Raw genomic sequence first — 25,325 nt, 5'->3', positions numbered from 1 at the left:
CCTAGTTTGGTCACTCGAACCCCAAGCTAGCGTCGGTTTTAGCTTATTTTGCTATCAACTAGTATCAAGAAGCGGTGTCTATGCTCGATCAGATTAAGAAATTTATAAACCCAAGTCAGAATTCAAGCTTAATTTTGGCCGGTAACTACCAAAGCAAACATCTACCAACACTTTGGTTGTTAGGTAAAACTGGAGCTGGAAAAACATCCCTGATAAAAAGCATTGCCGGTTTAGATGAGCTAATAATTGGTAACGGTTTTATGCCTTGCACCCCTACGTCAACAGCATATGAGTACCCTAGGGACAAGCCTATTATGCGCTTTCTTGATACGCGAGGATTAGCCGAAGCGAACTATGACCCAAGTGCTGACATAAGCGAGCTAGAAAAATCAGCACATGCATTAATTGTCATCATGAAGGCCGACGACCCTGAACAATCTGCAGTGCTAAGTGTTCTCACTAAGCTTAAGCATAAGCTAAAGCACTTAATTGTGATACATAGTGCAGTATTGCAGCTTTCTCCTGATGATCGCGAACGTCACCAACGTTTCAATGAAGCGCAATTGAGTAAAGTATGGGGATCTGAATTTATCTCTGTAGGTGTTGATTTTGATACAGGCAATGGCACTGTCTATAATTTTGATGAAATGATTTGCGCTATAAGTACAGAACTTCCGGTTGTCGGATTGATGTTACACGATCAAGAGCACCGTAGTATTGAAGCTCAAAACTTTCATCGCCTCAAGAAAGAGATACTTTGGTATTGCGGTTGTGCTTCAGCTAGTGATCTTGTTCCTCTTGTAGGCATAGTATCGGTACCTAGCATTCAAGCCAAGATGCTACAAAGTCTGGCCAATCAATATGGTGTTGTGTGGAATAAGAAAACATTTACTGAGTTTATAGCAAGCATAGGGGGCAGTTTCGCGCTGCAATATTCAAGTAAACACGGGCTTAGGCAGCTTATGAAAATAATACCTGGTTATGGACAAACCGTTGGTGCAGTTGCTGCCTCGACACTAAGTTTTGCAAGTTCATATGCATTAGCGAGAGCCGCCTGTTATTACTTTTATAATAAAAGTAAAAATCAACCAGTGTCTCAAAAAGCGCTTCAGGCTATGTTTTATGAAGGATTAAAGCAAAGTAAGCAGGTAGGCGGCGATGATAAGACTTAGGAAGTTTTTTCAACTACTGTATTTATTATCGGGTGGTCGCTGGGGAATACTCCTGATTTCTTCACTATTGCCAGCTTGTATTTTGATGGGCTACGGCTTAGTTCTATCGTTTAAACATGGCTATCTATTACAGTTGTCACTGGTAATCGCATTGAGCACTTTGATCATTACAATCCCCTTATATGTTTTAGGACGGAAAAGTGAAGCGACAAAGGTACACGTTTTAGGCTCTGGGATAAAAACTGAAGATTCATTAGTCAAAGCATCTGAAGATTGGTCCGATGCTGAACTGTCAGTTTGGAACGAATCCAAATTGCAGGTTAGACAGCTTGCTCAAACACAAGTTTTTTGGACCGAAATAGACCAATTGGCGTTAGAAGTATTACGACAAGTCGCACAGCATTTCGGTAAAAAGCCCCTTGAATTTACTCTTCCAGAGGGTTTAGCACTGTTTGAAGAGATAAGTGAACGTTATAGGCATGTTATAGAGCAGCATTTACCTGGAGCGGACTTAATAAAACTTAGTTATCTGAAAACCAGCTTTGATGTCTACGACAAGTATGGCGACCTTGGCCACAAATTGTTTAAAGTGGCACTGTGGGCAAATCATACGAAAAACCTTTTTTACAATCCGTTTAAAGTCGTTTCAGATCTAAGCAAGGAACAAGCTACTGCCGCAATGACAAAGGGGCTTGTTGACGAGATACAACGTAATGCAAAAACAGCGTTCTTGGATGAAGTCGCAGCTGTAGCCATTGATTTGTATAGTGGTCGATTTAATCTTCCAGAGACCATTCCACGTTCTGATATTTCCTTTAAAGATGAAAAACGAGGTGCTGCAGCGCTTGAACCCTTTAGGATAGTATTTGTGGGTCAAACGGGTGGGGGAAAATCATCGTTAGTCAACCTTATAACAGGGGAATGGCTTGCTGAGATCGATAGTTTGCCTACATCGAGGAATGCTTGCTCCTACCAGGTAAATATTGACGATAAACAGCTATGCTTGTTGGACTTAAAGGGCCTAGATGGTAGTAAAGGATCAGAAGACAATGCGCTGCTAGACATCATACATGCTGATTTAGTTGTTTGGGTTTTGAAAGCAGACCAAGCTGCAAGGGAACTTGACCAAAGTCTGCTAACGAAATTCAATGAGTATTTTAACTTATCAATAAACATTTCTCGCAAGAAACCAAAAATAATTGTTGTCGTAAATCAAGTTGACCGATTGCAACCGCAAGCAGTTTGGAACCCGCCATATGGGATTGAAGAGCCATGCAGCGACAAAGCCGAATCTATAACCCAAGCTGTTCAATACAACGCTCAGCTGTTTTGCCCAGATATTATTTTACCCCTATCCATTGCTCCTAATAAGGTGCACTTTGGCTATGATGAATTTAAGCAGGTATTGGTTGAGCAATTTCAGTCGGCAGCAAACATTCAAAGAAATCGTCAGCGCCACGATGCGCAAGCTAAAGCTGTAACTTTCAAGACGCAATTGAAAAAAGTAGGTAAAGCAAGCCGAAGGCTAGTATCACGCCTACGAAATGGTTAGTTTATAAATGTGTAATGGCTCAACTTGAGCATATACTTACGTTATATTACAGAAAAATTGCTTGGTTGCGGCCTTGTTGTTTTGCTAAATACATCGCATCGTCAGCTAAGCTGAGGCTATGATTAATGTCATTAGTTAGATTGCTAACCCCAATGCTAGCCGTATAGCTGACAAGAACCTCAGATTTCCCTTTAATTGGTACTTGTCGCGTTTCTATGCTCTTACACAGCGAAGTTGCTCTTGCGATAGCGCTTTGGCGAGGATTATTTATTAGTAATATGGCAAATTCTTCGCCTCCCAATCGTGCCACTATTTCCCCATCACTACAAAAATCCCTTAAGACGCGACTAGCGTCAATGAGTACATCGTCACCAACTATATGCCCGTAGTTGTCATTGATGAGTTTAAAATGGTCTAGGTCAATAAATAGCAGGCTATGTTGTTTGGACGAGCAGGAGACATTATCTAAAACGTTCATGAAATGACGTCTATTCGCAAGTTGTGTCAGCTCATCAATTTCACTTAGATGTTTAAGCATATTACTTTGTCGTTCAATATCATTAAAAAACAAGTAATAAAAACCGAATACCATAAAAGACACCGAGAAGGTAACCGACGCTTTTAAAATGTATTGGATGTTCTCGGCTATAGTATAAATAGGGGAGAAAAAGGTTTGGGTTTCAGCAAACACCAGACCGATAATACAGCATGAAATCACTCTCATTCGTTGTTTTGTGTAGTGTGGGTCTATAACAACATAAGCCGTTGGGATCATGCCAATGCTATAGAGGTGTAAACCCGGTCCTGTTCCAATAAAGAAGATTGTAATGATAAGAACTTGGCTTAATGAACTCAAAAGCATCAATTCGTTTATGATCCGAGAGTCACTTTTTAGAGAGCCATAGAGCAACCCCATGTACAGCAAAAAATAAACACAATCCATTTGAACGATGGCAGTAAAACCGAGTTGGTAAAAAATAAAGCCAAAGCTTAGGGTCGCAATTAGTAAACATAAACCTAACAGTCGAGTTTCTCTTACGCCATAATCAGTGTTGCCTACTGCCTTAAGATATTGGAGCATAGTTCGAATCTCCTCCACCGATATCAACTTGTTCATTGCTTTCTTGATCAGAAAACATGACCGCCATATTTCGTCCCTGAGTTTTGGCTTGATACAAAGCGATATCCGATTGTTTCATGGCAGATGATAGATCCTGGCACCGCTTTGAAACCCCGATACTTAAGCTACAGGCAATAGCTGTTGTCTCGTTGATTGTAATGTACTGCTCACTAACTTGCCGGCAAATCTGGCTTGCGAGAGCTAGTGCCGCTTGGTCACTACTCGAATCTTTGGCCTTATTTATAGGTAAATAGACTGAGAATTCTTCACCACCTAAACGAGCGAACACGGCATCGTTTGGTAAGCTTTGATGAATTGATTGTGCAACTGAAACTAAACACTTATCACCCACACTATGGCCATAAGTGTCGTTGACTCGTTTAAAGTAATCTAAATCGAGGGTCATTATATAACCAAGACTTTGAGTCTTATTTTTTATCAGTTCATCAACTCTGTTTATGAAAAAGCGGCGATTAGGAAGCTTAGTCAATTCATCTCGATGACTAAGCCAACTCAGTTGTGCTTGGTAACGAGCTACTGAACTTGAGCTGACGTGCATTGCTATGTGCATCATTAAAGCCACCGAACAACTAACAAATATCATTGCCGGTAGTTCAAAGCTTGTCGGAAGTCGGTGCAAGCTAAAACTAAAGAGACTTAACTCCGAAACTGTTAAAGCGATTGCCGCCGACGTCGCTATAAATAAATGGTGCCATCGAGAGACATGAGGTAACAAAATGAAACTAGCGGGTATAATGGTGATTAACAGTAATGAAAGTTTGCTTGTGGTATCAAGAACGAATATTGAAATATAACTGAATTGGAAAATCATTAGTGCTAGGCAATAATAAGCGGCAAATAAGACTTTTCGACAATGGACCAAGGGAAGTACAAGCAAATAGGCGACGCAAAAAATGATTGTGGTTAGCCACAAGGAAGGAACCTCAGCAAAGTCTAAAAGCAAGGTGTATGTTAAGGTTCCGCTAATGTATATACAAATGATGGTATTAAGACCACGTATGGTTTGATATAAAGCTGGTAGGTTTCGTTCTACCCCGCAATCCAGTAGTTTTTGTATTGCGTTGCCGAAATTCGTTACTGCTAACTTGTTAATATATGGCCCCTTACAAATGCAGTGGGAATTTACTGCAAATGAGCTTATATAAGTAAAATTATAGGTACAATTTAAGCGTTAAGCCAAGCAGCTTTTAGTGGCTATGTTTACTCTCGCATAATTGTTTATAAGACCAAAACTTTAACGTCTACTTTTGACTGTTGCCTTAACTTAGATCTAAAAAATGGCTCATTAATACTAGCAACTGGCGATAAATAAATAATTTTGAAAAGATCTAATAGTAAATCATGGTTATGTAAAATTTTCGGAGCCTTAGGTTAGCGTTTCGTGAAGGGTAGGACAGTTTTTTCTGTCGAATATGACGATGTATTAAATTGCAAAATCCACGAAAAGTTACAAAGGATACGCATATGACATATGTAGACAATAAATGAGACTAAATTGGAGACTTCGCGGTGGACAAGGCTCTATTTTTTAAAAATCAAAAAGCGTTTAATGATTACTTGGAAACGCACCTTGAGCAAAATGAAATTTGGCTTGGCTATTATAAGAAACATACAGGACTAGCAAGTATAAGCTGGTCAGAATCAGTTGATGTTGCCTTATGTTACGGATGGATTGATGGCATTCGTAAAACCATTGATGATCAACGCTATGCGATCCGCTTTACACCGCGCAAAATGAATAGTGTATGGAGTGCTGTAAATGTTAATAAGGTGGAAGAGCTAGATAAACTTGGAAAGATGACTGCTATTGGTATGCGTCTGTTTAACAATAGACGAGATGCTAAAGGTTATAGTTCGGAAGATAGAAACATAGCACTGACCAGCGAGTTTGAGGCGCTACTCCAGCTCAATAAACCTGCTTGGAAGTTCTTCATTAACTTGGCACCAAGCTATAAGCGAGATTCTATTTGGTGGGTAATGAGCGCTAAAAAGCATGAAACAAGAGCTAGACGACTGCAGGTTTTAATTGAATCATCGGAGCAATCGTTAAAAATCCCAAACTTACGCAAAAAATAATCTTTGAGAAGGTCAGCTATTGACTCGTAGCTATTAGCTACTTACGTTCTAAACAATAAACCCCGCCATAGGGCAGGGTTTAATGGGAATATGGTGGGTCTTACTGGACTCGAACCAGTGACATCTTGCATGTCATGCAAGCACTCTAACCAACTGAGCTAAAGACCCTAATTGTTTCAAAACAACTTTATAAATTGGTACGACCGAGTGGACTCGAACCACCGACCCCCACCATGTCAAGGTGGTGCTCTAACCAGCTGAGCTACGGTCGTACTGAATGCTTTGAAAGCGTGGCGAATAATAGCGAGTGAGCTTTAGGGGAGCAAGTGTTTTTTACAGGCTTATCGCTTAAACGCTGATTCTTTAGACATTCTGACTACTTTTTGCCATCACAAAGGCTTATCAAACGTTGCCATTGTTGAACATGAACTTTGAGAAAGCCATGAAGTTGATTTTTTTGACGGATAAGTTGAGTTATTTGTGCTTCGTGAGTGGTTTCGAAATATATGCGTTGAAGTGGACTAATTACTTGGTTCAAAGCGGTATCAAGCCTAGCTAATTCGAGTTGGGTGCCTTGAGTGAAATACCTCGATAGAATGCCATAAATTAGGTCTTGTTTGGAACTTGGGCAATTGGTGACCTGTTTGAGTTGATTATTTAATGTAGGCAACCAAATCAGTGCTAATTGTAGGTCACTTATCAAGGGACTGAGATAAGCTTTCCCATCGAGGGTATATAAGGTCTGCAATACAGAAGTCTCGTTATAAGCAATAGGTAGTTCTGCAGACAGAACATAGGTTTTTAACGCACTAAGAACAGCCAAACTATCGATAGGGAATTTTGAATAATACCGTTGTTTATCGTAGCGCAGACCACTGACTTGCCATTGATTGATGAGTGCTGGTTCGGTGACTAAAAAGTTATTCCAATAAATCGGAAGTTGCGAGCGTTTATGGCGAAGTAAATCACTAATCTTCAACTCCAATGCAGGGTCTAATTCACGACGTTGAAGACAATCAAACAAACCATTAATTAAATCTAGTTGGTATTGTAACTGTAACCAACCTGTTTGATTTTTGGCTTGGGTGGAATTGTTAGCAAAAACTAGCCCATCTAGACTACAGGCGCGCAGAGCGTAAGTGTCTTTTAGGTTCCATGTTGATGTTAATTCTCGTAACAGTAATTCTTTTATTGGTGGATATCGATAGGGTGATTTGGGAGTAGGGACTGGTTTGACTTGAGTGCTTTGCAGGCTAAAAATTGCTTGACTAAAGCGTTGATATCGTTGATTTAAATCGAAGGCTTGCCATACCCGATAAACAACAAAAATCGATAAAAACACAAGCCCAAGCTGCAGTATTAACTTTAGCTTGGGCAAGTACATTTCGATTTATCTTATTGTTGGTGTGCTGCTAAAGGATCTGTAAGGTTCGAGATCTTTCTAAGACGAACCACCAAACTCAAACAACAGCAAGTTAATGCAATAATCATTGCAACCCAAAATCCATATACACCCATGGGCTCGCTAGTAACCCAGTCGGTGAATGCCAAAATACTACCAATACCTAAACCGAGTGGCCAAAAACTGAGCATCGTGACCATCATTACATATTTTGTATCTTGGTAACCGCGCAGCGCACCTGCGGCTACAACTTGTAAGAAATCAGGTAACTGATAGCTAGCAGCCATTAGCATAAGGCTTGCTGCAACGACAGCTACATGGCTGTCATCGGTGTACCAATCGACAATGTGGTGACGAAACAGAACGGTCAAAATAGCACTACAAATAGCAAAACTTGCACACATACCAATCCCTGTCCAAGCGGCATGCTTAGCACCTTTATGATCTTGCTCGCCTAGTTTGTTGCCAACCAAAATGGTAACTGAAATACCAATGCTAAGCGGTAGCATGAATACCATAGAGGTAAAGTTTAAGGCGATTTGGTGACTCGCTACAACATCTGCACCAAGCGGAGCGAGTAGCAATGCAATCGTTGAAAACAAGGAGACTTCAAAGAATATACTCGCACCAATGGGTAAACCGATCCCAAGGATCTTTTTGAGTTTTGTAATTTGCGGTGGATTCCAATGACTAAGTAAGTTCAAGCTCTTAAACTTACTACTGCGCTGAACATAAACAAACAATGCTATGAACATAAACCAATAAACAAGGGCAGTCGCAATGCCGCAGCCCGCACCTCCAAGTTTTGGCGCGCCCATAAGGCCATTAATGAATATGTAATTCAATGGAATGTTTAGTAGTAGGGCAAAGACCCCAATTAACATGATGGCCTTCAAATTAGAATATGCTTCATTTAAACAGCGCAGCACGTGATATAGCGCAAATGCTGGAAGCCCATAACTATAGAAAACCAAATATTGACGGGCCATTGCTTCAAGCTCGGGCTCGATTTCCAAATAACTAAATAATTCAGGACTATAAGCTAGTGCTAACCACGACAATATGGTCATTGCGATCGCTAGATACACACCTTGGTGAACGGTGTTGGCAGTTCGATTGGTTAGTTTTGCACCTACCTGATAGGCTATTAACGGGGTGAGAGCCAATAAAATGCCCTGCATAAGCAGTGTTATTGGATTGACAAAACTGGCAGCGACTGCAACCGCGGCTAAATCGGTGAAGCCAACATTACCAGCCATGACTGTATCGACGAAACTCATGCCAACAACGGTAAGTTGTGCGATTAAAATTGGGCCAAGTAAGGCTAATATATCAAGTATTTGTTTACGATATCGATTATAGAAACGGTGCGAATGTGGCATTTAAAGGGACCAAATTGAGACAATGAGATAAATAGCTATCTGTGTAGCGAGCGCTACAGCTTAGCCGAAGATTTAAAACGGTTTAAAATCAGATATGACAGCTTACACTAAGGCGTGCATTAATACATTATCAAAGCTTAGTCTTAAGGTTAAAAATACTGCTCGTCGCTGGCGTCTACGCTAAGCTCGATTGCACCGCGTACTTCGTCAATATGCATGTTGCAATGAATCGGATTGCAACATGCGCTGCAGTCTTCGTAATACTCTTGATCACCATTGCTAGTATCGAGGTTAAATTGATTAGAATGGCCACAGACTGGGCAGTCAATTCGTGTCAGAGTCAAAGTATTCATAATTGCCTCCTAGGCGTACTTACACCTCGATTAAAACTAATTTCAGCTTTTGGTGTTGTGAAGCTTGTCAAAGTCTTTGGCTCTCCTTATTATTCGCAGTTCATGCAAAGTTTTAGACTTTGACAACATGTGATGCTTGGTATGCATCACCACTGTGAATCCACGAGGAACTCCCATGCCATTAATAACACTTCCTGACGGTAGCCAGCGCCAGTTCGACGCTGCTGTATCTATTTTAGACATCGCAATGGACATTGGTCCGGGCTTAGCTAAAGCTTGTATTGCAGGCCGTATCAACGGCGAGCGTGTCGATGCCGTAGAACTCGTCACCGAAGATTCAGACATTCAGATTATTACTGCAAAAGATGACGATGGAATAGAAATAATTCGTCACTCTTGTGCACACTTATTGGGCCATGCAATTAAACAGCTTTGGCCAGATACCAAAATGGCGATTGGGCCAACCATTGATAATGGCTTCTACTATGATGTAGATCTTGACCATTCCTTGACCCAAGAAGACTTAGACGCTTTAGAAAAACGAATGTTGCAACTTGCTAAAACTAACTATGACGTTGTAAAAACCAAAGTTAGCGTTGACGAAGCCTACAAAACATTTGAAGAACTTGGTGAAACGTATAAATTAGAAATTATCGACGGTATCGATAAAGATGCCCGACCAGGTTTATACCGCCATGAAGAATACGTCGATATGTGTCGTGGCCCACATGTTCCAAATATGCGTTTTTGTCATCATTTTAAAATAATGAAGATTGCTGGTGCATATTGGCGTGGCAATAGTGACAACAAAATGCTGCAGCGCATTTACGGCACTGCTTGGGCTGACAAAAAGCAACTTAAAGCCTACTTGAAGCGTTTAGAAGAAGCGTCAAAGCGTGATCACCGCCGGATTGGAAAGCAGCTTGATTTGTATCATATGCAAGAAGAAGCACCAGGTATGGTGTTTTGGCATGATGCGGGTTGGACGATATTCCGTGAACTTGAAACCTTCGTACGAAGTCAACTGCGTAAATATGACTACCAGGAAGTAAAAGCGCCACAGATCATGGATCGCTCAATGTGGGAGAAATCAGGACATTGGGATAAGTATGCTGATGGCATGTTTACTACGGCTTCTGAGAATCGTGAATACGCAATTAAACCGATGAACTGCCCAGGTCATGTGCAAATATTCAATCAGGGTTTGAAATCCTATCGTGATCTTCCCTTGCGCATGGCTGAATTTGGTAGTTGTCACCGTAATGAGCCTTCGGGTTCGCTGCATGGCTTAATGCGAGTTCGAGGGTTTACCCAAGATGATGCGCATATTTTTTGTACCGATGATCAAATACAAGCTGAAGTTGCTTCGTGTATAGAAATGGTTTATGAAACCTACGCAGCTTTTGGTTTTACCGAAGTTGAAGTCAAATTATCCACTCGACCTGAGCAACGCGTTGGTGATGACGAAACTTGGGACAAATCAGAAAAAGCACTCGCAGATGCATTAAACGCCGCTGGAATTGAATTTAGTTATCTACCAGGAGAAGGTGCGTTTTACGGTCCTAAAATTGAATTTACCTTACACGACTGTTTAGATCGTGCATGGCAATGTGGCACTATTCAGCTCGATTTCTCAATGCCAGGTCGTTTAAGCGCTAATTTTGTTGGCGAAGATAACGAACGGCATGTACCGGTGATGATACACCGTGCTATTCTAGGCTCAATTGAACGCTTTATCGGCATTTTGATTGAAGAGTATTCAGGCTTCTTCCCAACTTGGTTAGCACCAAAACAGGTTGTGGTTATGAATATTACCGACAAACAGGCCGATTTTGTGCAAGAAACCGTCGAAAAGTTAAATAAAGCGGGTATTAGGGCAATTGCGGACTTGAGAAATGAGAAGATAGGCTTTAAAATCCGCGAACATACTTTAAAGCGTATTCCGTACTTGCTCGTAGTCGGTGATAAAGAAGTCGAAGAGAAGCAAGTCGCAATACGAACTCGTAGGGGTGTTGATTTAGGCAAACTTGATGTAGATGCATTCATCTCGCAAGTTAGCGAAGAAATCAATAACCGAACATTATCCTTAGTGGAGGAATAAACTATAAAATCCGGAAGACGTAGTCAGCAACCAGCTGCAAGAGCGCATAAAATCAATGAAGAGATCCGGGCTACCGAAGTACGCCTAACTGGACTCGAAGGTGAAGCTATAGGGATTGTTACTTTAGCTGAAGCCCAAACAATTGCAGATGACTCTGGAGTCGACTTAGTCGAAATCAGTCCAAATGCAGAGCCACCAGTTTGTAAGGTAATGGACTACGGTAAGTTTATTTACGAGAAAAGTAAGTCTGTTAAAGAACAGAAGAAGAAGCAAAAACAGATTCAGGTTAAGGAAATTAAATTCCGACCTGGAACTGATGAAGGTGATTATCAGGTAAAACTACGCAACCTGACACGCTTTCTAGAAGAAGGGAACAAGGCTAAAGTAACACTACGTTTTCGTGGTCGTGAAATGGCGCACCAAAGCCTCGGCTTTGATCTACTAAATCGCATTAAAGCTGATTTAGAAGAGATTGCTGTTGTTGAAGCTTTTCCAAAAATGGAAGGGCGTCAAGCAGTAATGGTACTTGCACCCCGTAAGAAATAGATAAGGCATACAAGTAATAAAGCAGCCTGCTTGTCGGGCTGTTTTTATTCGCCTTACTATTAGTTGATAAACCAATGCGAAGTGGTAACTATTAAAATGCCAAAGATTAAATCGAACAAAGGCGCTGCAAAGCGTTTTAAAAAGACAGCGAACGGCTTTAAGTGTAAACAAGCTGGTCTGCGTCACATCCTAACTAAGCGCCGTACTAAAGTTAAGCGCAACTTGCGCGCTAAGAAATTAATAGCAGCTTCAGATGTACGTGCCGTAAAACGCATGTTGCCGTACGCATAAGGTTAGGAGAAAACACAGATGGCTAGAGTAAAACGCGGTGTACAAGCACGTGCACGTCATAAAAAAGTATTAAAACAAGCTAAAGGTTATTACGGAGCACGTTCACGTGTTTACCGCGTAGCCTTCCAAGCAGTAACTAAAGCTGGTCAATATGCATACCGTGACCGTCGTCAGCGTAAGCGTCAATTCCGTCAACTTTGGATTGCACGTATCAATGCTGCTTCACGTCAAAATGGTTTGACATACAGCCGTTTCATTAACGGTTTGAAGAAAGCTTCTGTTGAAATCGATCGTAAGATTTTGGCTGATATCGCTGTATTCGATAAAGTAGCATTTGCTGCTTTGGTAGAAAAAGCGAAAGCTGCACTGTAAGTTTTAACTTATAGATTGGAAAGGGAGCTTATTGCTCCCTTTTTTTATGCCTTTGGCGTTGATACACCCTAGTATAAACCACTGCAATCTATTACTATTTCTGATCTTAAAATACATTACTTTATACCAACGCACATACTCTTATTCAGCTCTATTATCCTTGGCTAGGCCCTAGTTACAGGAAGGACTAAAAGTCTAAATGTGGATTGTTATAAGCAAGCCTTAGAGGGACAGCATGCAGGATCTTGATGCCTTAGTTGCACAGGCCAAAGCCAAACTAGAACAGGTTAGCGATTTAAGCTCACTTGATAATTTACGAGTCGAGTTTTTAGGTAAAAAAGGCTTGATGACCCAACAGCTTCAATCGCTAGGAAAACTTAGCGCGGAAGAACGCCCTAAAGCTGGTCAGCTAATCAACCAAGCCAAACAAAGCATCCAAGCATTCATTAACGACCAACGTGAACAGCTGGCAAATGCTGAGTTAAACAAAAAATTAGAGAGTGAAACCGTTGATGTTTCATTGCCAGGACGCGTAGACGAGCTTGGCGGGCTTCACCCTGTGACACGTACCATCGAGCGTATTGAGAACTACTTTGGTCAACTCGGTTTTGAAGTCAAGCAAGGGCCGGAAATTGAAGACGGTTTCCATAACTTTGACGCGCTTAATATCCCTGAGCATCATCCTGCTCGCGCCGATCATGATACGTTCTATTTTAACCCTGATTTGGTTCTGCGTACGCAAACCTCAGGGGTTCAAATCCGAACCATGGAAACAGAAAAACCACCGATCCGGATTATTTCACCTGGTCGTGTGTATCGTAACGATTATGACCAAACTCATACACCAATGTTTCATCAGGTTGAAGGGTTAATGGTCGATAAGAACGTCAACTTCACTGAACTTAAAGGTGTGTTATACGACTTCCTGCAACACTTCTTTGAAGACGACTTACAAGTACGTTTTCGTCCGTCATATTTTCCATTTACAGAAACGTCAGCTGAAGTCGATGTTCTTGGTCAAAATGGTTGGTTAGAGATATTAGGCTGCGGCATGGTTCATCCTAATGTGCTGCGCGCTGTGAATATCGACCCTGAGGAATACACAGGCTTTGCTTTTGGAATGGGAGTCGAACGTTTAGCGATGTTGCGCTATGGCGTCAACGACTTACGTTCATTCTTCGAAAACGATATTCGTTTCCTCAAACAGTTTAAGTAAGGGTTGCTGACAAATGAAATTTAGTGAATCGTGGTTACGTGAGTGGGTAAACCCAGCTGTTTCTAGTGAAGAATTACAAGAACAAATTACTATGGCTGGCCTAGAAGTAGATGATGTTGTGCCAGCTGCAGCAGAGTTTAGTGGTGTTATCATTGGTGAAGTTGTCGAGTGTGGTCAACACCCGGATGCAGATAAACTTCAAGTCACCAAAGTTAATGTGGGTTCTTCAGAGTTATTAGATATTGTCTGTGGAGCTCCAAACTGTCGCCTTGGCCTTAAAGTTGCCGTAGCTGTTGTTGGAGCAGTGCTCCCCGGCAATTTTAAAATCAAAAAAGCAAAATTACGTGGTCAGCCTTCGATGGGCATGCTGTGTTCTTATAGTGAACTTGGTATTTCTGATGACCATGACGGTATTATTGAGATAGCTACTGACGCAATAGTAGGTACAAATATACGCGAGTATATGAGCCTCGATGATAATTGTATCGAAATTGACTTAACCCCAAACCGTGCTGATTGTTTAAGTATTGCTGGTGTTGCGCGTGAAGTTGGCGTGATTAATAAAGTTGACGTCACCGAACCGGTTTGGGAAACAGCTGAAGTAACAATAGCCGATACTTACCCGGTTACAGTGAGTGCGCCAGAAGCGTGTCCTGTTTATCTGGGTCGCGTCATAAAAAATGTTAATGTGAACGCTGAAACGCCATTGTGGATGGTTGAAAAACTGCGTCGCTCTGGCACTCGCAGTATCGATCCCGTTGTAGATATAACCAACTATGTACTTTTAGAGTTGGGTCAGCCCTTACATGCCTTTGATTTAGAGAAGCTTGGTTCAAGCATCGATGTGCGCATGGCTAATTCACAAGAGTCCTTAACCTTGCTAGACGAAAGCGAAGTGAAGTTAAGCGATAATACTCTCGTTATTAGCGACTCGAGCGGGCCGATTGCACTTGCTGGGATATTTGGCGGTGCTTCAACGGGTGTTGGCCTTGAATCTAACCATATTTTCTTAGAATGCGCATTTTTCGCGCCGCTAGCGATTACCGGTCGAGCTCGTCAATATGGTTTACACACTGACGCATCTCACCGCTACGAGCGCGGCGTTGACTATCAACTGCAACATAAAGCAATTGAGCGCGCTACCCAGCTCATTAAAGAAATTTGTGGGGGCGAAGTTGGTCCAATATCTCAAGCTGGAGATGAAAGCCTAATACCAAAAGCAGCGACGATAGAACTGCGTCATGCGCGCCTTGAAAAAGTAGTAGGACAATCCTTCGAAGCATCTCTAGTTTTAGACATTTTACAACGATTGGGTCTAGAGGTTACGCCAACCTCGGACGGTTGGTCATGTGTGGCTCCAAGCTACCGTTTCGACTTTGCTATTGAAGAAGACCTCATAGAAGAAGTAGCGCGCGTCTATGGCTACAATAATATTCCAAATGTTTCACCGCTAGCGCGTCTTAAAATGTTTGCTAAGCCTGAAGCAAGCAATCCGCTAAGCAAGTTACGTCAGGTATTAAATACTCGTGGTTACCAAGAAGCTGTTACTTATAGCTTTGTTGATCCAAAGCGACAAATATTATTGCATCCTGAACAAGAAGCGATGATTTTGCCACATCCAATTTCGGTTGAAATGTCAGCTATGCGTTTAAGCTTGTGGACGGGGTTGTTGGATGCAGTAAGTAACAATCAAAAGCGTCAACAATCACGGATTCGTTTATTTGAAACGGGTTTACGTTTTGTGTCTGACGAAAATGCTGAGAATGGTGTGGCACAAACGCCAATGATAGCTGGTGTAATTTGTGGCAGTGTTAACCCAGAGAGCTGGAACCAAGAAGCTCGAAGTGTTGACTTCTTTGATGCAAAAGGTGACGTGGAAGCACTGCTCGATGCAGCAGGGCAGTTACAAGACTTTGAGTTTGTAGCCGCTTCAAACCCAGCACTTCATCCTGGTCAATCGGCTGCAATTTTAAAAAATGGTAAGGTAATTGGCTATCTTGGTGGTTTACACCCGAGTCACTACAAAGCCTTGTCTTTGCAGGGGCCGTGTTTTGTTTTTGAGCTTGAACAGTACAGCTTAATTGAGCGACATATCCCGTCAGCAAAGGCTGTATCGAAGTTCCCAGCGAATCGCCGCGATCTTGCTTTTATCGTTGATAAAACCCTTGCAAGTAAAGACATAATTAATTTGGCTGAAAAAGTTGGCGGAAATCAATTGGTTGGCGTAAACTTGTTTGATGTATACCAAGGTAAAGGTGTTCCAGCAGACAAGAAGAGCATTGCAATCGCCTTAACTCTGCAGGACGTAAGCCAAACCTTGGAAGAAAAAGAAATAGCAGCGTCGGTAGAAAAAGTTGTAACCGCGATCTGTTCTGAGTTTGACGCATCCTTGAGGGAGTGATTATGGCACTAACCAAAGCTGATCTTGCTGAAACATTGTTCGAACAAGTAGGCTTTAGCAAACGAGAGTCTAAGGAACTTGTAGAAGCGTTTTTCGAAGAAATCCGTGGGTCTCTTGAAGCTGGCGAACAAGTCAAGATTTCCGGATTTGGTAACTTTGACTTACGAGTTAAAAATGAACGTCCAGGACGTAACCCTAAAACCGGCGAAGATATTCCTATTTCGGCGCGCAGGGTGGTGACGTTTAGACCTGGACAAAAGCTTAAAAGTCGAGTCGAAAACGCCGATTTGAACCAGGATTAGTACTAAAAGCCGATGCTTGCATCGGCTTTTTAATACCTTTTTGGAGATATTGTGCGGCGTCTAATTATTACCAATGGCGATTGTGCTGTAGCCGTAATGCAAAGCGCTGGTTTTGAGGCCGAAATCCTTGCGTGGCGGGACGTCTTACACGAAGGGCAAATTGATAGTCGACTCGAGCTTGAATCACTGTCACACCTCCGTGCCAGTCATATTGCAAACCTAGGATGGGCAGAATTCGAGCAAGTCAGTCTCGATTTTAAGACCCGAGATTCGGTACTAAAAGATTGGCATGCTTTTGATCACATCGAACTGTGGTTCGAGCATGATATGTATGACCAACTTCAAGTGCTTCAAATTCTACATTTCTTCAGCCTAAGCAAAATTCTCAGAAGTTCTACAACTTTGTCGCTACTTGATAATGCAACCTACCTAGGACGCTGTACTGCTTCATCTATACGTGATTTGACACCAAAATTAAAGCCTGTGGATCAGATCCAACTTGAATTGGCGAACAGTGCATGGCTAGCTTTCGGTTTCGAAAATCCTGAGCTATGGAGTCTCTTAAAGCAGAGGGATCTATCAGCGTTACCTTTTCTCAGTTCATGCGTGACACGTGTTATGCAAGAATACCCATGCATACATACGGGATTGTCCCGCAGTGAATTTCAAGCCCTACAAGTGATTGGATCCGGAATAGTTAAACCTGGAAAAGTATTCGCAGCCTGCCAACAACTCGAAGAAGCTATTTACATGGGTGATTTGAGCTTTATGTTAGTGTTGAATGCGTTAATGGATAAGCCTGAACCTTTAATCAAATCCAGTTTGGAAGGACAACAAATTTGTGCCAGCAATTTTGCTTCACATAAGCTTAGCATTACAAGTAAAGGGCAGAGCTTGCTAGGTACTACTGGTAGTTTTACGACTAAAAGTCAAATTTGGGAACGCTGGCTTGGCGGGGTTTACCTTAATAAAAGTACGGTTTGGCGTTGGGATGACCAACGCAAGTTATTGATCGATATTACCGCTGCATGAGTTTGGCGCATCTTGTTTCGCTGTCTTCTAAGGTAGGTGTTCCGTGCTTAATTACGCAAGTTTATTATTAGATATCTGACAACACCATATTGCTTTGTGTAAAACTATCAATCTCCAAAATGATCACAACCACCCCCCAATTATTTGTAGATCAGTGACTCATTTCACAGCTGTATGAATTGTAATTTAGTAATACAAATGATATAAATTACTTACGTTTCAACTTGCATTAGCTAGTGCTAACTATTCGAGCTAAACTTCGTTAACAATGTTTGCCTCGTTTACTAAAAAGCGTGACCGTAAACATAAAGGCTAAGTTGAAAACATAAAATTTATTGTTTAGCCCCCATGTTCTTGGGAAGCTAAAACAAAGCTCAAATTTACAACTACTATTTTGGGGTATTAAATGGCTACAGATAAGTCTTTTGACGCGATTAAAGCGATTAAATTGGAAAACGATAAATCCGCAGGAAATCTTGTAGATTGCATGCCTATCAAGGTTCAGAAAACTGAAATTGATCTGTCTTTTCTAGATAACTTAAGCATTGAACATCCACGACTGTTAGTACAAAACAAAGATCTCGCCGCCTTTAGAACAAAGCTTAGTCAAGACAAAAGTTACTGTAAGTTCGACGCATTCATGGCAAATTCGACCAATAAGTTTCTTGATGTTGCACCCTATGCAGAGCCTCAGGCTTACCCTGAAGAAACTGTTGGAAAAGCCTCATTATGGCGCCCTTATTGGCGTCAAATGTATGTCAGTTGCCAAGAAGCTTTTAATGCAACGCGTAACTTATCCATCGCTGGTGTCATATTAGAAGATGAAACCATAATAGCAAAGGCTAAGGCTTGGACCTTAGAACTTGCGTCATATGATCCTGAAGGTGTCACTTCGCGTGGCTATAATGATGAAGCAGCATTTCGTGTTATTGCAGCTATGGCTTGGGGTTATGATTGGCTTCATGCTTACTTTACCGATGCCGAGCGCGAAACCGTAAAACAAGCGCTGATTGTTCGTTTAGAAGAAATCATGCATCACTTAAAGGTGACCGTTGATCTGTTGGCTAATCCGCTTAATAGCCATGGAGTCCGCAGTATTAGTTCCGCGGTTATACCAACGTGTATAGCCTTATACAACGAGTATCCAAAGGCTCGTGAATATATTGAGTATGGTATTGAATACTATGCTGTTCATTATCCTCCATGGGGTGGTAAAGACGGTGCATGGGCTGAAGGCCCAGACTATTGGAACACCCAAATGGCATTCTTGGGTGAGTCTTTTGATCTGCTTAAAAGCTACACCTCAATCAATATGTTCAATAAAGAATTCTACAAGAATACCGGTGACTTCATTATGTACTGTATGCCTGTACATTCGAAGCGCGCCAGCTTCTGTGACCAATCTAGTATTGGTGATTACCCTGGCTTAAAACTAGCTTACAATATCAAACATTTTGCAGGCGTTAACAACAAGCCAGAATATATTTGGTATTACAACCAGCTTAAAGCGCGCGATACTGAAGCGCATACCAAGTTTTACAACTTTGGTTGGTGGGATTTCGGCTATGATGACCTACGTTTTGACTATCTCTGGAACGATATGCCAGAAGTTGTCCCTTCTGACAAGCCACAGTTAAAAGTATTCCCAATAACCGGTTGGGCAGCTTTCCATAGCAATATGACAAAGCGTGAAGATCATGTACACATGGTATACAAATGCAGTCCATTTGGTTCAATTAGCCATTCGCATGGTGATCAAAATGCCTACACATTACATGCTTTTGGCGATACCTTAGCCGCAATTACTGGATATTATGGTGGTTTTGGCGTTGATATGCATATTAAGTGGCGCCGTAGAACCTTCTCTAAAAACTTGCCTTTGTTTAATGGAAAAGGTCAGTATGCGGAGAACACCACGACTAAGTTCGAAGGTGAGCACCAAGATCGCTATTGTATCGAAGCTGGCGGTAAAATTAGTGACTACGATACTGAGTCTGAAGTGCTTTTCGTTGAAGGTGACGCGTCAACGTCATATCAGTTCCATAATCCTGAGTTAGAGTCGTATAAACGTAAAATCTGGTTTGCCAAGGGAAAAGTCTTTGTAATGCGAGACACAGCAACCTTGAAAACAGAGCAAGATTTAACTTGGTTGCTTCACACAACGTTTAAAACCCAAACGGCTAACGATTCCTTCCAGATTATTGGAGACAATGGCTTGTTAGATGTGTCGTTTATCAATGACTGTAAAGCCGATTTACTCTCAATCGAAAATGTTGAAGGTTTTGGAGAGGTTGATCCAGCTGAGTTTAAAGACTTAGATATTCACCGCCATGTTGAAGCGAAGTTTAAAGCTAAAAAACAACACAACATTTTGACCCTATTGGTTCCAAGCAAAGTAGGTCAGCCGAAAACTGACGTGACTTATAAGCTTAGCGATAATGAACTAGAGCTAATGATTGATGGTGAACAGGTTATCATTGCTTTGTAAAACTAGAGATCGCTGTAAAAGTCGGTGCACTTTTTCCGACACTGCTTTTAGGTAGTGGCTAAGGGATACAGGTAACGACAATCAAGGTCTATAAGAACTGCGAGCCCAAATAAGGTTCGCAGTTTTTTTTGAGCGGTACTCAAAAGAAACAAAATCCTTTAATAGTCGTCCAAACACACAACCGCGCACACATTGTAAGACTCATTTTCTGAGGTGCTAAATGTTTTTAGCCAACCGCCATTAAGGGTTTCATGTATTTCAACTTGCTTGTTATTTTTAGCCCAACAACTAGCGCTTAAGATATCTTTGGTACAAACTTTGACGTTTTTACTCCACATATCAACACCGCTTAAAGGTAGTTCAACTTGCGTATATTTAAAGGTGTGTCGTCCTTGTTTGGTTTTTAAATCTTTTAGGTACAAGGCTAACTCTTGTTTTGCAGTTTTAGTTGCGCTAGTTAAAGATTGTAGACTAAGTGATGTACTTTCATTAATTTGCATTTCTGGACTATCGGCCTTTAGAGCAACCGCTTCCAAATCATTCTTAAGTTTCGAGATGCTATTTAAACTGTACCCTGCAAATGCGACGCCGATAACGCACAATACGGCGCCAGCATAATAGACATATTTCATCTGGGTTTTATGTCTTCTAGATTGTAAGTTAAGTTCGATCAGGTTTAGTTCTGTTTCGTTCAGAGAATCTTTTTGTTCAGTCATCAATACTAGTCTCTTTCAAGTTAAACGAATTAATACTATGGTTTAATTCTAGTCTCTTTTAAGGCTGATGACTTTGACATTGAGAGCATAGTGAGAATTAAACATTTATCGTTTGGCTAGCTTGCCAAGAACGAAGATTCACATGCTTCAGTGGAGAGGCTAGCTATAGCCATCACTTTAGACGAGTTAGGGTTTATCCAAGCATGAAAATTGTCTAAAGGTACATAAGGGCAGGGCAGTAACGGGGAAAGCGAACTAGCTCAATACAAACACAATTGCTTCGCGTGTAATCTGGCATCCAAAAAAAGGGCGCAAAGCGCCCTATATTGAAACTATTTTTGCCTAGTGATTCAAAATTTGGCTTAAGAACAACTTGGTTCGGTCTGACTGAGGATTATCGAAAAATTCTGTAGGTACATTTTCTTCGATTATTTCGCCGCGATCCATAAATATCACACGGTCAGCGACTTGCTTTGCGAAGCCCATTTCATGGGTTACGCATATCATCGTCATTCCTTCTTCAGCGAGTTCGACCATAACATCTAACACTTCACGTACCATTTCAGGATCAAGTGCAGATGTGGGTTCATCAAATAACATAATTTCTGGGTTCATACATAGGCTTCTAGCAATCGCTACGCGTTGCTGTTGACCACCAGAAAGCTGACCTGGATATTTGTCTGCTTGCTCAGGAATCTTAACCCGCTCCAAGAACTTCATCGCGATTTTTTCAGCTTCTGCTTGAGGTATTTTCTTAACCCAGATTGGCGCCAAGCAGCAGTTTTGTAAAACCGTTAAATGAGGAAACAAGTTAAAATGTTGGAAACACATCCCAACATGGCTTCGAACTTCATTTATCGCTTTTAAATCTTCGGTGAGTTCTGTGCCACTGACAATAATTTGGCCAGCTTGGTGCTCTTCCAATCTATTAATGCAACGAATCATGGTTGATTTACCAGAGCCCGATGGCCCACATACAACAATTTTTTCGCCTTTGGTAACCGTTAAGTTCAGTTCTTTAAGAACATGAAAGTCGCCATACCATTTGTTCATCTGCTTGAGTTCAATTACAACTTCAGGCTTGGTCTCGCTAGCAGCTGAGTTAGTCATAGTTTAATCCTTTAATCTTAATGTCCAGTATGGAGTTTGTTCTCAAGGTAGACCGAATAACGGGACATACCAAAACAAAATACCCAGAATACAAAAGCAACGAAAACGTACATCTCGGTTGAGAAACCTAACCATGCTGGGTCTGCTAACGCCGATTGTCCAATTGCAAGTAAGTCAAATAGCCCGATAATTAAAACCAGACTGGTATCCTTAAACAAGGCAATAAAGGTGTTAACAATCGATGGAATCGTAATTTTTAACGCTTGGGGTAAGATGATCAAACCCGTCGACTGCCAGTAATTCAGACCTAGTGCTTCACCGGCTTCGTACTGACCTTTTGGTATTGCCTGCAAACCACCACGGATAACTTCCGCCATATAAGCCGACTGGAACATAATAATACCAATCAGCGCTCGCATAAGTTTGTCAAAATCGACTTCAGAACCAACAAACAAAGGCAGCATTACCGACGCCATGAACAAGACCGTAATTAGCGGAACTGCTCGCCAGAATTCGATATAAATGGTTGAAAAACTGCGAATGATCGGCATATCTGAGCGTCGACCCAGTGCTAACAAGATACCGAATGGAAGTGCTGCCACAATACCGACAACCGCTAGGGTTAAGGTTAGCATCAGCCCGCCCCATTGGTGGGTGTCAACTTTAGCTAAACCAAACGAATCACCAATCAATAAGTAAAATACAATGATTGGATAAATGACCAAGGAAAATATCGCGAGTTTAGTTTTCTGCGGTGTTTTAGGCCAGATGAGACCGGCGATAATCAGCGCAAAACTAACAAAAACAATATTTACTCGCCAGCGTTCTTCAGATGGGTAAAAACCATAGATAAGCTGTTCGAAACGGCTTGAAATGAACACCCAACAAGCACCATCGCTGGTACATGCATCGCGTGAATCACCAATAAAATCAGCGTCAATAAAAATCCACTGGAAAGCACTAAGCAAAGGTGGAATGACCAAATAAATCAGTAACAGGGTAAATATTGAGTTTACTGGTCCATTAAATAGGTTGTACTTTAACCACCCAACAACGCCTCTAGCGCTCGTTGGTGGAGCTAAATCGGGTTTGAATTCATGAACAGTCATATTAGCGCTCCACCAAAGACATTTTACGGTTATAAATGTTCATCACGATCGATGTTGAAATACTGATCGTAAGATAAACCCCCATGGTCATTGCGATAACCTCGATTGCCTGCCCGGTTTGATTGAGTGTTGTTCCCATAAACACAGAAACCAAATCTGGATACCCAATCGCAGTTGCAAGCGATGAGTTTTTGGTTAGGTTTAGGTATTGACTGGTCAAAGGCGGAATAATTACGCGCATTGCCTGCGGAATTACCACTAACTTAAGCGTTTGGGTTTTGGACAGACCCAAGCTTATAGACGCTTCTGATTGACCTTTGTTTACAGCTACAATTCCAGAGCGAACAATTTCTGCAATAAATGAAGCGGTGTACACAGTTAACGCAATTAGCAAGGCTGCTAGCTCAGGAATTACTGTAAGCCCGCCTTTGAAATTGAAGCCTTTAAGTTCGGGATACTCTAAATGAACGGGTGACCCTGCTAATAGAAAGACGATACCTGGAACGGTTATCATCAACGCGGCATTAAACAGAAAAGTAGGGAACTGTTTACCGGTTAGCATTTGGCGGCGTTTAGACCAAAAGAAAATAAATACCGTTGCGATCAAACAAGCAAAAAACGCAAAAACTACAATACCTGAACCCGCTTCCAATATGGTTTTAGGCAAGTAAAGTCCACGGACATTCAGAAATGCTGCTTCACCTATTTGCAAACTTTGTTTAGGGCTTGGTAGCGTTCTAAGTACAGCAAAATACCAAAAAAAGATTTGAAGTAACAAGGGGATGTTACGAAATATTTCAATATAAAATGTCGCAATTTTTGCCACTAACCAGTTGTCAGATAAACGAGCAACCCCAACAATAAACCCTAGAATAGTCGCAAAAAACACGCCTAAGGCTGAAATCAAAATGGTATTTAGTAGACCGACGAAAAACGTCCTACCAAAGCTGTAGCTTTCATCGTATTCAATTAACGATTGAATAATACCAAAACCAGCGCTGTTATCTAAAAACGCAAATCCGGTGGTAATCCCGCGTTGTTCAAGATTAAACAGCGCGTTATTAATGATGTAATAGAAAAAACCGACGACGGCGAGAACTGCAATAAGTTGAAACACAAGTGAACGAACGTTCGGGTCGAACCAAAGTTTACGCAGTGACAAGCCACTGTTGGAACCGGGGGGGAGTGATGACATATAAGCTCCGACGATATAACAAAACCACAAAATAGAGCAGGCCGAAGCCTGCTCTAAAATCGTTGGATATTAATTAACGAATTGGTGGCGCGTACATGAAGCCGCCTTGGTTCCACAATGCATTGATACCACGATCAATTGCTAGTGGAGAACCTGTACCTACGTTGCGCTCGAAAGACTCAGCGTAGCTACCAACTTGCTTAACAATGTTATATGCCCAAGTTGGTTCTAAACCTAATGCTTCTTTTGGTCCTTCAAGACCAACTAGACGACGGATGTTAGGGTTAGTACCTTTAGCCATTTCATCTACGTTTGCAGAAGTAAGACCAAGTTCTTCAGCATTTAGCATAGCGTTAAGTGACCACTTAACGATATTAAACCAAGCATCATCACCTTGACGAACAACTGGACCTAGTGGTTCTTTAGAAATTACTTCTGGAAGAACCATTGCTGAACCTGGATCTGCAAGTTTTATGCGTAGTGCATAAAGTTGGCTCTGATCTGAGGTGAGTACATCACAACGACCCGCTTCAAAACCTTTAACTGTTTGGTCAGAGGTATCGAATACGATAGGCGTGTATTCCATGCCATTTTCGCGGAAGTAGTCAGCTAGGTTAAGTTCAGTAGTTGTACCCGATTGGATACATACTGCTGCACCATCAAGTTCTTTCGCACTTGAAACACCTAGCTCTTTGCTTACCATGAAACCTTGACCGTCATAGTAGTTAACACCAGCAAAGTTCAAACCTAGAGAAGCGTCACGCGTTAGCGTCCAAGTTGTGTTACGAGAGAGAACATCAATTTCACCTGATTGAAGTGCAGTGAAACGTTCTTTAGCTGTAAGCGGAGTATATTTTACTTTTGTTGCGTCGCCTAATACTGCGGCAGCTACAGCGCGACATACGTCAACGTCTAGTCCTTGCCAATTACCTTCTGCATCTGGGTTAGAGAAGCCAGGTAAACCAGTACTAACACCGCACTGTAAGAAACCTTTACTCTTTACTGAAGAAAGAGTATCACCTTCGGCTTGAGCTCCGAAAGTTGTTAACACCAATGAAACGGCGGCTATTGCTGCACTAAGGTGGGTCTTTTTCAACATTATTATCATCCCTGTTATTAGTCACGCTATGTTGTTTTATATTACTGAAGTCAAAACGATCACTTTTTGCTTCAGTTAAGTCCAAAATAAACATCATTCTTTGTGCTGTCAACATAAACGTAACAACAGCAATTGCTCTAACTGAGCTGAATTAATAGATTTTTTGTCCGATAAATAGACTATTTTAGGTCAAAGTGCGAGGTTGTTCACAAGTCATTAACAGTAGAGATAAACACAAAGATATTTAACTATTTGTAGGTAATGTGCGG

At 41.5% G+C, this 25,325-nt stretch carries 22 protein-coding genes and 2 tRNA genes; 12 read left to right on the top strand and 12 right to left on the bottom strand.

Annotated elements, in window-relative coordinates:
- Positions 1 to 80 precede the first annotated feature (80 nt).
- Positions 81 to 1,172, top strand: coding sequence for a YcjF family protein (locus DBZ36_RS06290; protein ID WP_120354058.1), 1,092 nt, complete (start codon positions 81 to 83; stop codon positions 1,170 to 1,172).
- Positions 1,159 to 2,724, top strand: a complete 1,566-nt coding sequence (locus DBZ36_RS06285) for a GTPase family protein (RefSeq protein WP_120354057.1) — start codon at positions 1,159 to 1,161, stop codon at positions 2,722 to 2,724. Before DBZ36_RS06290 ends, DBZ36_RS06285 begins: the two co-directional genes overlap by 14 nt.
- Before the next feature lie 46 nt (positions 2,725 to 2,770).
- Here the strand turns inward: DBZ36_RS06285 and DBZ36_RS06280 are convergent, their stop codons facing one another.
- Together DBZ36_RS06280 and DBZ36_RS06275 are read right to left on the bottom strand one after the other, a co-directional pair.
- Positions 2,771 to 3,805: a GGDEF domain-containing protein gene (locus tag DBZ36_RS06280; RefSeq protein ID WP_158589040.1), complete on the bottom strand. Its 1,035-nt coding sequence runs from the start codon at positions 3,803 to 3,805 to the stop codon at positions 2,771 to 2,773.
- Positions 3,789 to 4,418 (bottom strand): GGDEF domain-containing protein, encoded by a 630-nt coding sequence (locus tag DBZ36_RS06275; RefSeq protein WP_158589039.1) that lies wholly within the window; start codon positions 4,416 to 4,418, stop codon positions 3,789 to 3,791. The genes DBZ36_RS06280 and DBZ36_RS06275 overlap by 17 nt, the downstream gene beginning before the upstream one ends.
- A gap of 956 nt (positions 4,419 to 5,374) precedes the next feature.
- Between DBZ36_RS06275 and DBZ36_RS06270 the strand changes: the two genes are divergently transcribed.
- Positions 5,375 to 5,941 carry a YdeI/OmpD-associated family protein gene (locus tag DBZ36_RS06270; RefSeq protein ID WP_120354054.1) on the top strand — a complete coding sequence of 189 codons (567 nt, stop codon included), beginning with the start codon at positions 5,375 to 5,377 and terminating at the stop codon, positions 5,939 to 5,941.
- Between the two features lie 91 nt (positions 5,942 to 6,032).
- Here DBZ36_RS06270 and DBZ36_RS06265 read toward each other — a convergent pair.
- The 5 genes from DBZ36_RS06265 to DBZ36_RS06245 all read right to left on the bottom strand — a co-directional run bounded on the left by DBZ36_RS06265 (position 6,033) and on the right by DBZ36_RS06245 (position 9,078).
- Positions 6,033 to 6,109, bottom strand: a tRNA-Val gene (locus tag DBZ36_RS06265).
- Positions 6,110 to 6,136: 27 nt separating this feature from the next.
- A tRNA-Val gene (locus DBZ36_RS06260) sits at positions 6,137 to 6,213 on the bottom strand.
- 104 nt (positions 6,214 to 6,317) lie between these two features.
- Positions 6,318 to 7,319: a DUF3080 family protein gene (locus tag DBZ36_RS06255; RefSeq protein ID WP_158589038.1), complete on the bottom strand. Its 1,002-nt coding sequence runs from the start codon at positions 7,317 to 7,319 to the stop codon at positions 6,318 to 6,320.
- Between the two features lie 17 nt (positions 7,320 to 7,336).
- Positions 7,337 to 8,725: an MATE family efflux transporter gene (locus DBZ36_RS06250; RefSeq protein WP_120354052.1), complete on the bottom strand. Its 1,389-nt coding sequence runs from the start codon at positions 8,723 to 8,725 to the stop codon at positions 7,337 to 7,339.
- A 149-nt stretch (positions 8,726 to 8,874) separates the two neighbouring features.
- Positions 8,875 to 9,078: a CPXCG motif-containing cysteine-rich protein gene (locus DBZ36_RS06245; RefSeq protein WP_120354051.1), complete on the bottom strand. Its 204-nt coding sequence runs from the start codon at positions 9,076 to 9,078 to the stop codon at positions 8,875 to 8,877.
- Between the two features lie 175 nt (positions 9,079 to 9,253).
- Here DBZ36_RS06245 and thrS point away from each other — a divergent pair, with 175 nt between their 5' ends.
- From thrS to DBZ36_RS06205, 9 genes are all read left to right on the top strand, one after another.
- Positions 9,254 to 11,179, top strand: a complete 1,926-nt coding sequence (gene thrS, locus DBZ36_RS06240) for a threonine--tRNA ligase (RefSeq protein ID WP_199711783.1) — start codon at positions 9,254 to 9,256, stop codon at positions 11,177 to 11,179.
- A 3-nt stretch (positions 11,180 to 11,182) separates the two neighbouring features.
- Positions 11,183 to 11,725 carry a translation initiation factor IF-3 gene (infC, locus tag DBZ36_RS20585; protein WP_199711810.1) on the top strand — a complete coding sequence of 181 codons (543 nt, stop codon included), beginning with the start codon at positions 11,183 to 11,185 and terminating at the stop codon, positions 11,723 to 11,725.
- Positions 11,726 to 11,821: 96 nt separating this feature from the next.
- Positions 11,822 to 12,016, top strand: coding sequence for a 50S ribosomal protein L35 (gene rpmI, locus DBZ36_RS06235; RefSeq protein ID WP_120354050.1), 195 nt, complete (start codon positions 11,822 to 11,824; stop codon positions 12,014 to 12,016).
- Positions 12,017 to 12,034: 18 nt separating this feature from the next.
- The gene (rplT, locus tag DBZ36_RS06230; protein WP_120354049.1) at positions 12,035 to 12,388 is read left to right on the top strand and encodes a 50S ribosomal protein L20; all 354 of its coding nucleotides are present in this window, start codon (positions 12,035 to 12,037) and stop codon (positions 12,386 to 12,388) included.
- Between the two features lie 235 nt (positions 12,389 to 12,623).
- On the top strand, positions 12,624 to 13,604 hold the full coding sequence (gene pheS, locus DBZ36_RS06225; protein ID WP_120354048.1) for a phenylalanine--tRNA ligase subunit alpha: 981 nt from the start codon (positions 12,624 to 12,626) through the stop codon (positions 13,602 to 13,604).
- A gap of 13 nt (positions 13,605 to 13,617) precedes the next feature.
- Positions 13,618 to 16,005 carry a phenylalanine--tRNA ligase subunit beta gene (gene pheT, locus DBZ36_RS06220; protein WP_120354047.1) on the top strand — a complete coding sequence of 796 codons (2,388 nt, stop codon included), beginning with the start codon at positions 13,618 to 13,620 and terminating at the stop codon, positions 16,003 to 16,005.
- A gap of 2 nt (positions 16,006 to 16,007) precedes the next feature.
- Positions 16,008 to 16,307, top strand: a complete 300-nt coding sequence (locus DBZ36_RS06215) for an integration host factor subunit alpha (protein WP_120354046.1) — start codon at positions 16,008 to 16,010, stop codon at positions 16,305 to 16,307.
- A 51-nt stretch (positions 16,308 to 16,358) separates the two neighbouring features.
- The gene (locus DBZ36_RS06210) at positions 16,359 to 17,339 is read left to right on the top strand and encodes a hypothetical protein (protein ID WP_120354045.1); all 981 of its coding nucleotides are present in this window, start codon (positions 16,359 to 16,361) and stop codon (positions 17,337 to 17,339) included.
- A gap of 406 nt (positions 17,340 to 17,745) precedes the next feature.
- The gene (locus DBZ36_RS06205) at positions 17,746 to 19,827 is read left to right on the top strand and encodes a DUF4962 domain-containing protein (RefSeq protein WP_120354044.1); all 2,082 of its coding nucleotides are present in this window, start codon (positions 17,746 to 17,748) and stop codon (positions 19,825 to 19,827) included.
- 158 nt (positions 19,828 to 19,985) lie between these two features.
- Here the strand turns inward: DBZ36_RS06205 and DBZ36_RS06200 are convergent, their stop codons facing one another.
- The 5 genes from DBZ36_RS06200 to DBZ36_RS06180 form a co-directional block, all read right to left on the bottom strand.
- The gene (locus DBZ36_RS06200) at positions 19,986 to 20,543 is read right to left on the bottom strand and encodes a hypothetical protein (protein WP_120354043.1); all 558 of its coding nucleotides are present in this window, start codon (positions 20,541 to 20,543) and stop codon (positions 19,986 to 19,988) included.
- A gap of 342 nt (positions 20,544 to 20,885) precedes the next feature.
- A complete protein-coding gene (locus DBZ36_RS06195; RefSeq protein ID WP_120354042.1) occupies positions 20,886 to 21,653 on the bottom strand; it encodes an amino acid ABC transporter ATP-binding protein in 768 nt (255 codons plus the stop codon).
- A 17-nt stretch (positions 21,654 to 21,670) separates the two neighbouring features.
- On the bottom strand, positions 21,671 to 22,762 hold the full coding sequence (locus DBZ36_RS06190; RefSeq protein WP_120354041.1) for an amino acid ABC transporter permease: 1,092 nt from the start codon (positions 22,760 to 22,762) through the stop codon (positions 21,671 to 21,673).
- A 1-nt stretch (position 22,763) separates the two neighbouring features.
- The gene (locus tag DBZ36_RS06185) at positions 22,764 to 23,957 is read right to left on the bottom strand and encodes an amino acid ABC transporter permease (protein WP_120354040.1); all 1,194 of its coding nucleotides are present in this window, start codon (positions 23,955 to 23,957) and stop codon (positions 22,764 to 22,766) included.
- Positions 23,958 to 24,030: 73 nt separating this feature from the next.
- Positions 24,031 to 25,056: an amino acid ABC transporter substrate-binding protein gene (locus DBZ36_RS06180; protein WP_120354039.1), complete on the bottom strand. Its 1,026-nt coding sequence runs from the start codon at positions 25,054 to 25,056 to the stop codon at positions 24,031 to 24,033.
- Positions 25,057 to 25,325: the final 269 nt, after the last annotated feature.

Source organism: Alginatibacterium sediminis, assembly GCF_003610775.1.
GTDB lineage: Bacteria > Pseudomonadota > Gammaproteobacteria > Enterobacterales > Celerinatantimonadaceae > Alginatibacterium > Alginatibacterium sediminis.
Note: the sequence above shows the minus strand (reverse complement) of the source record. Positions and strands in the feature narration are given on the sequence as shown.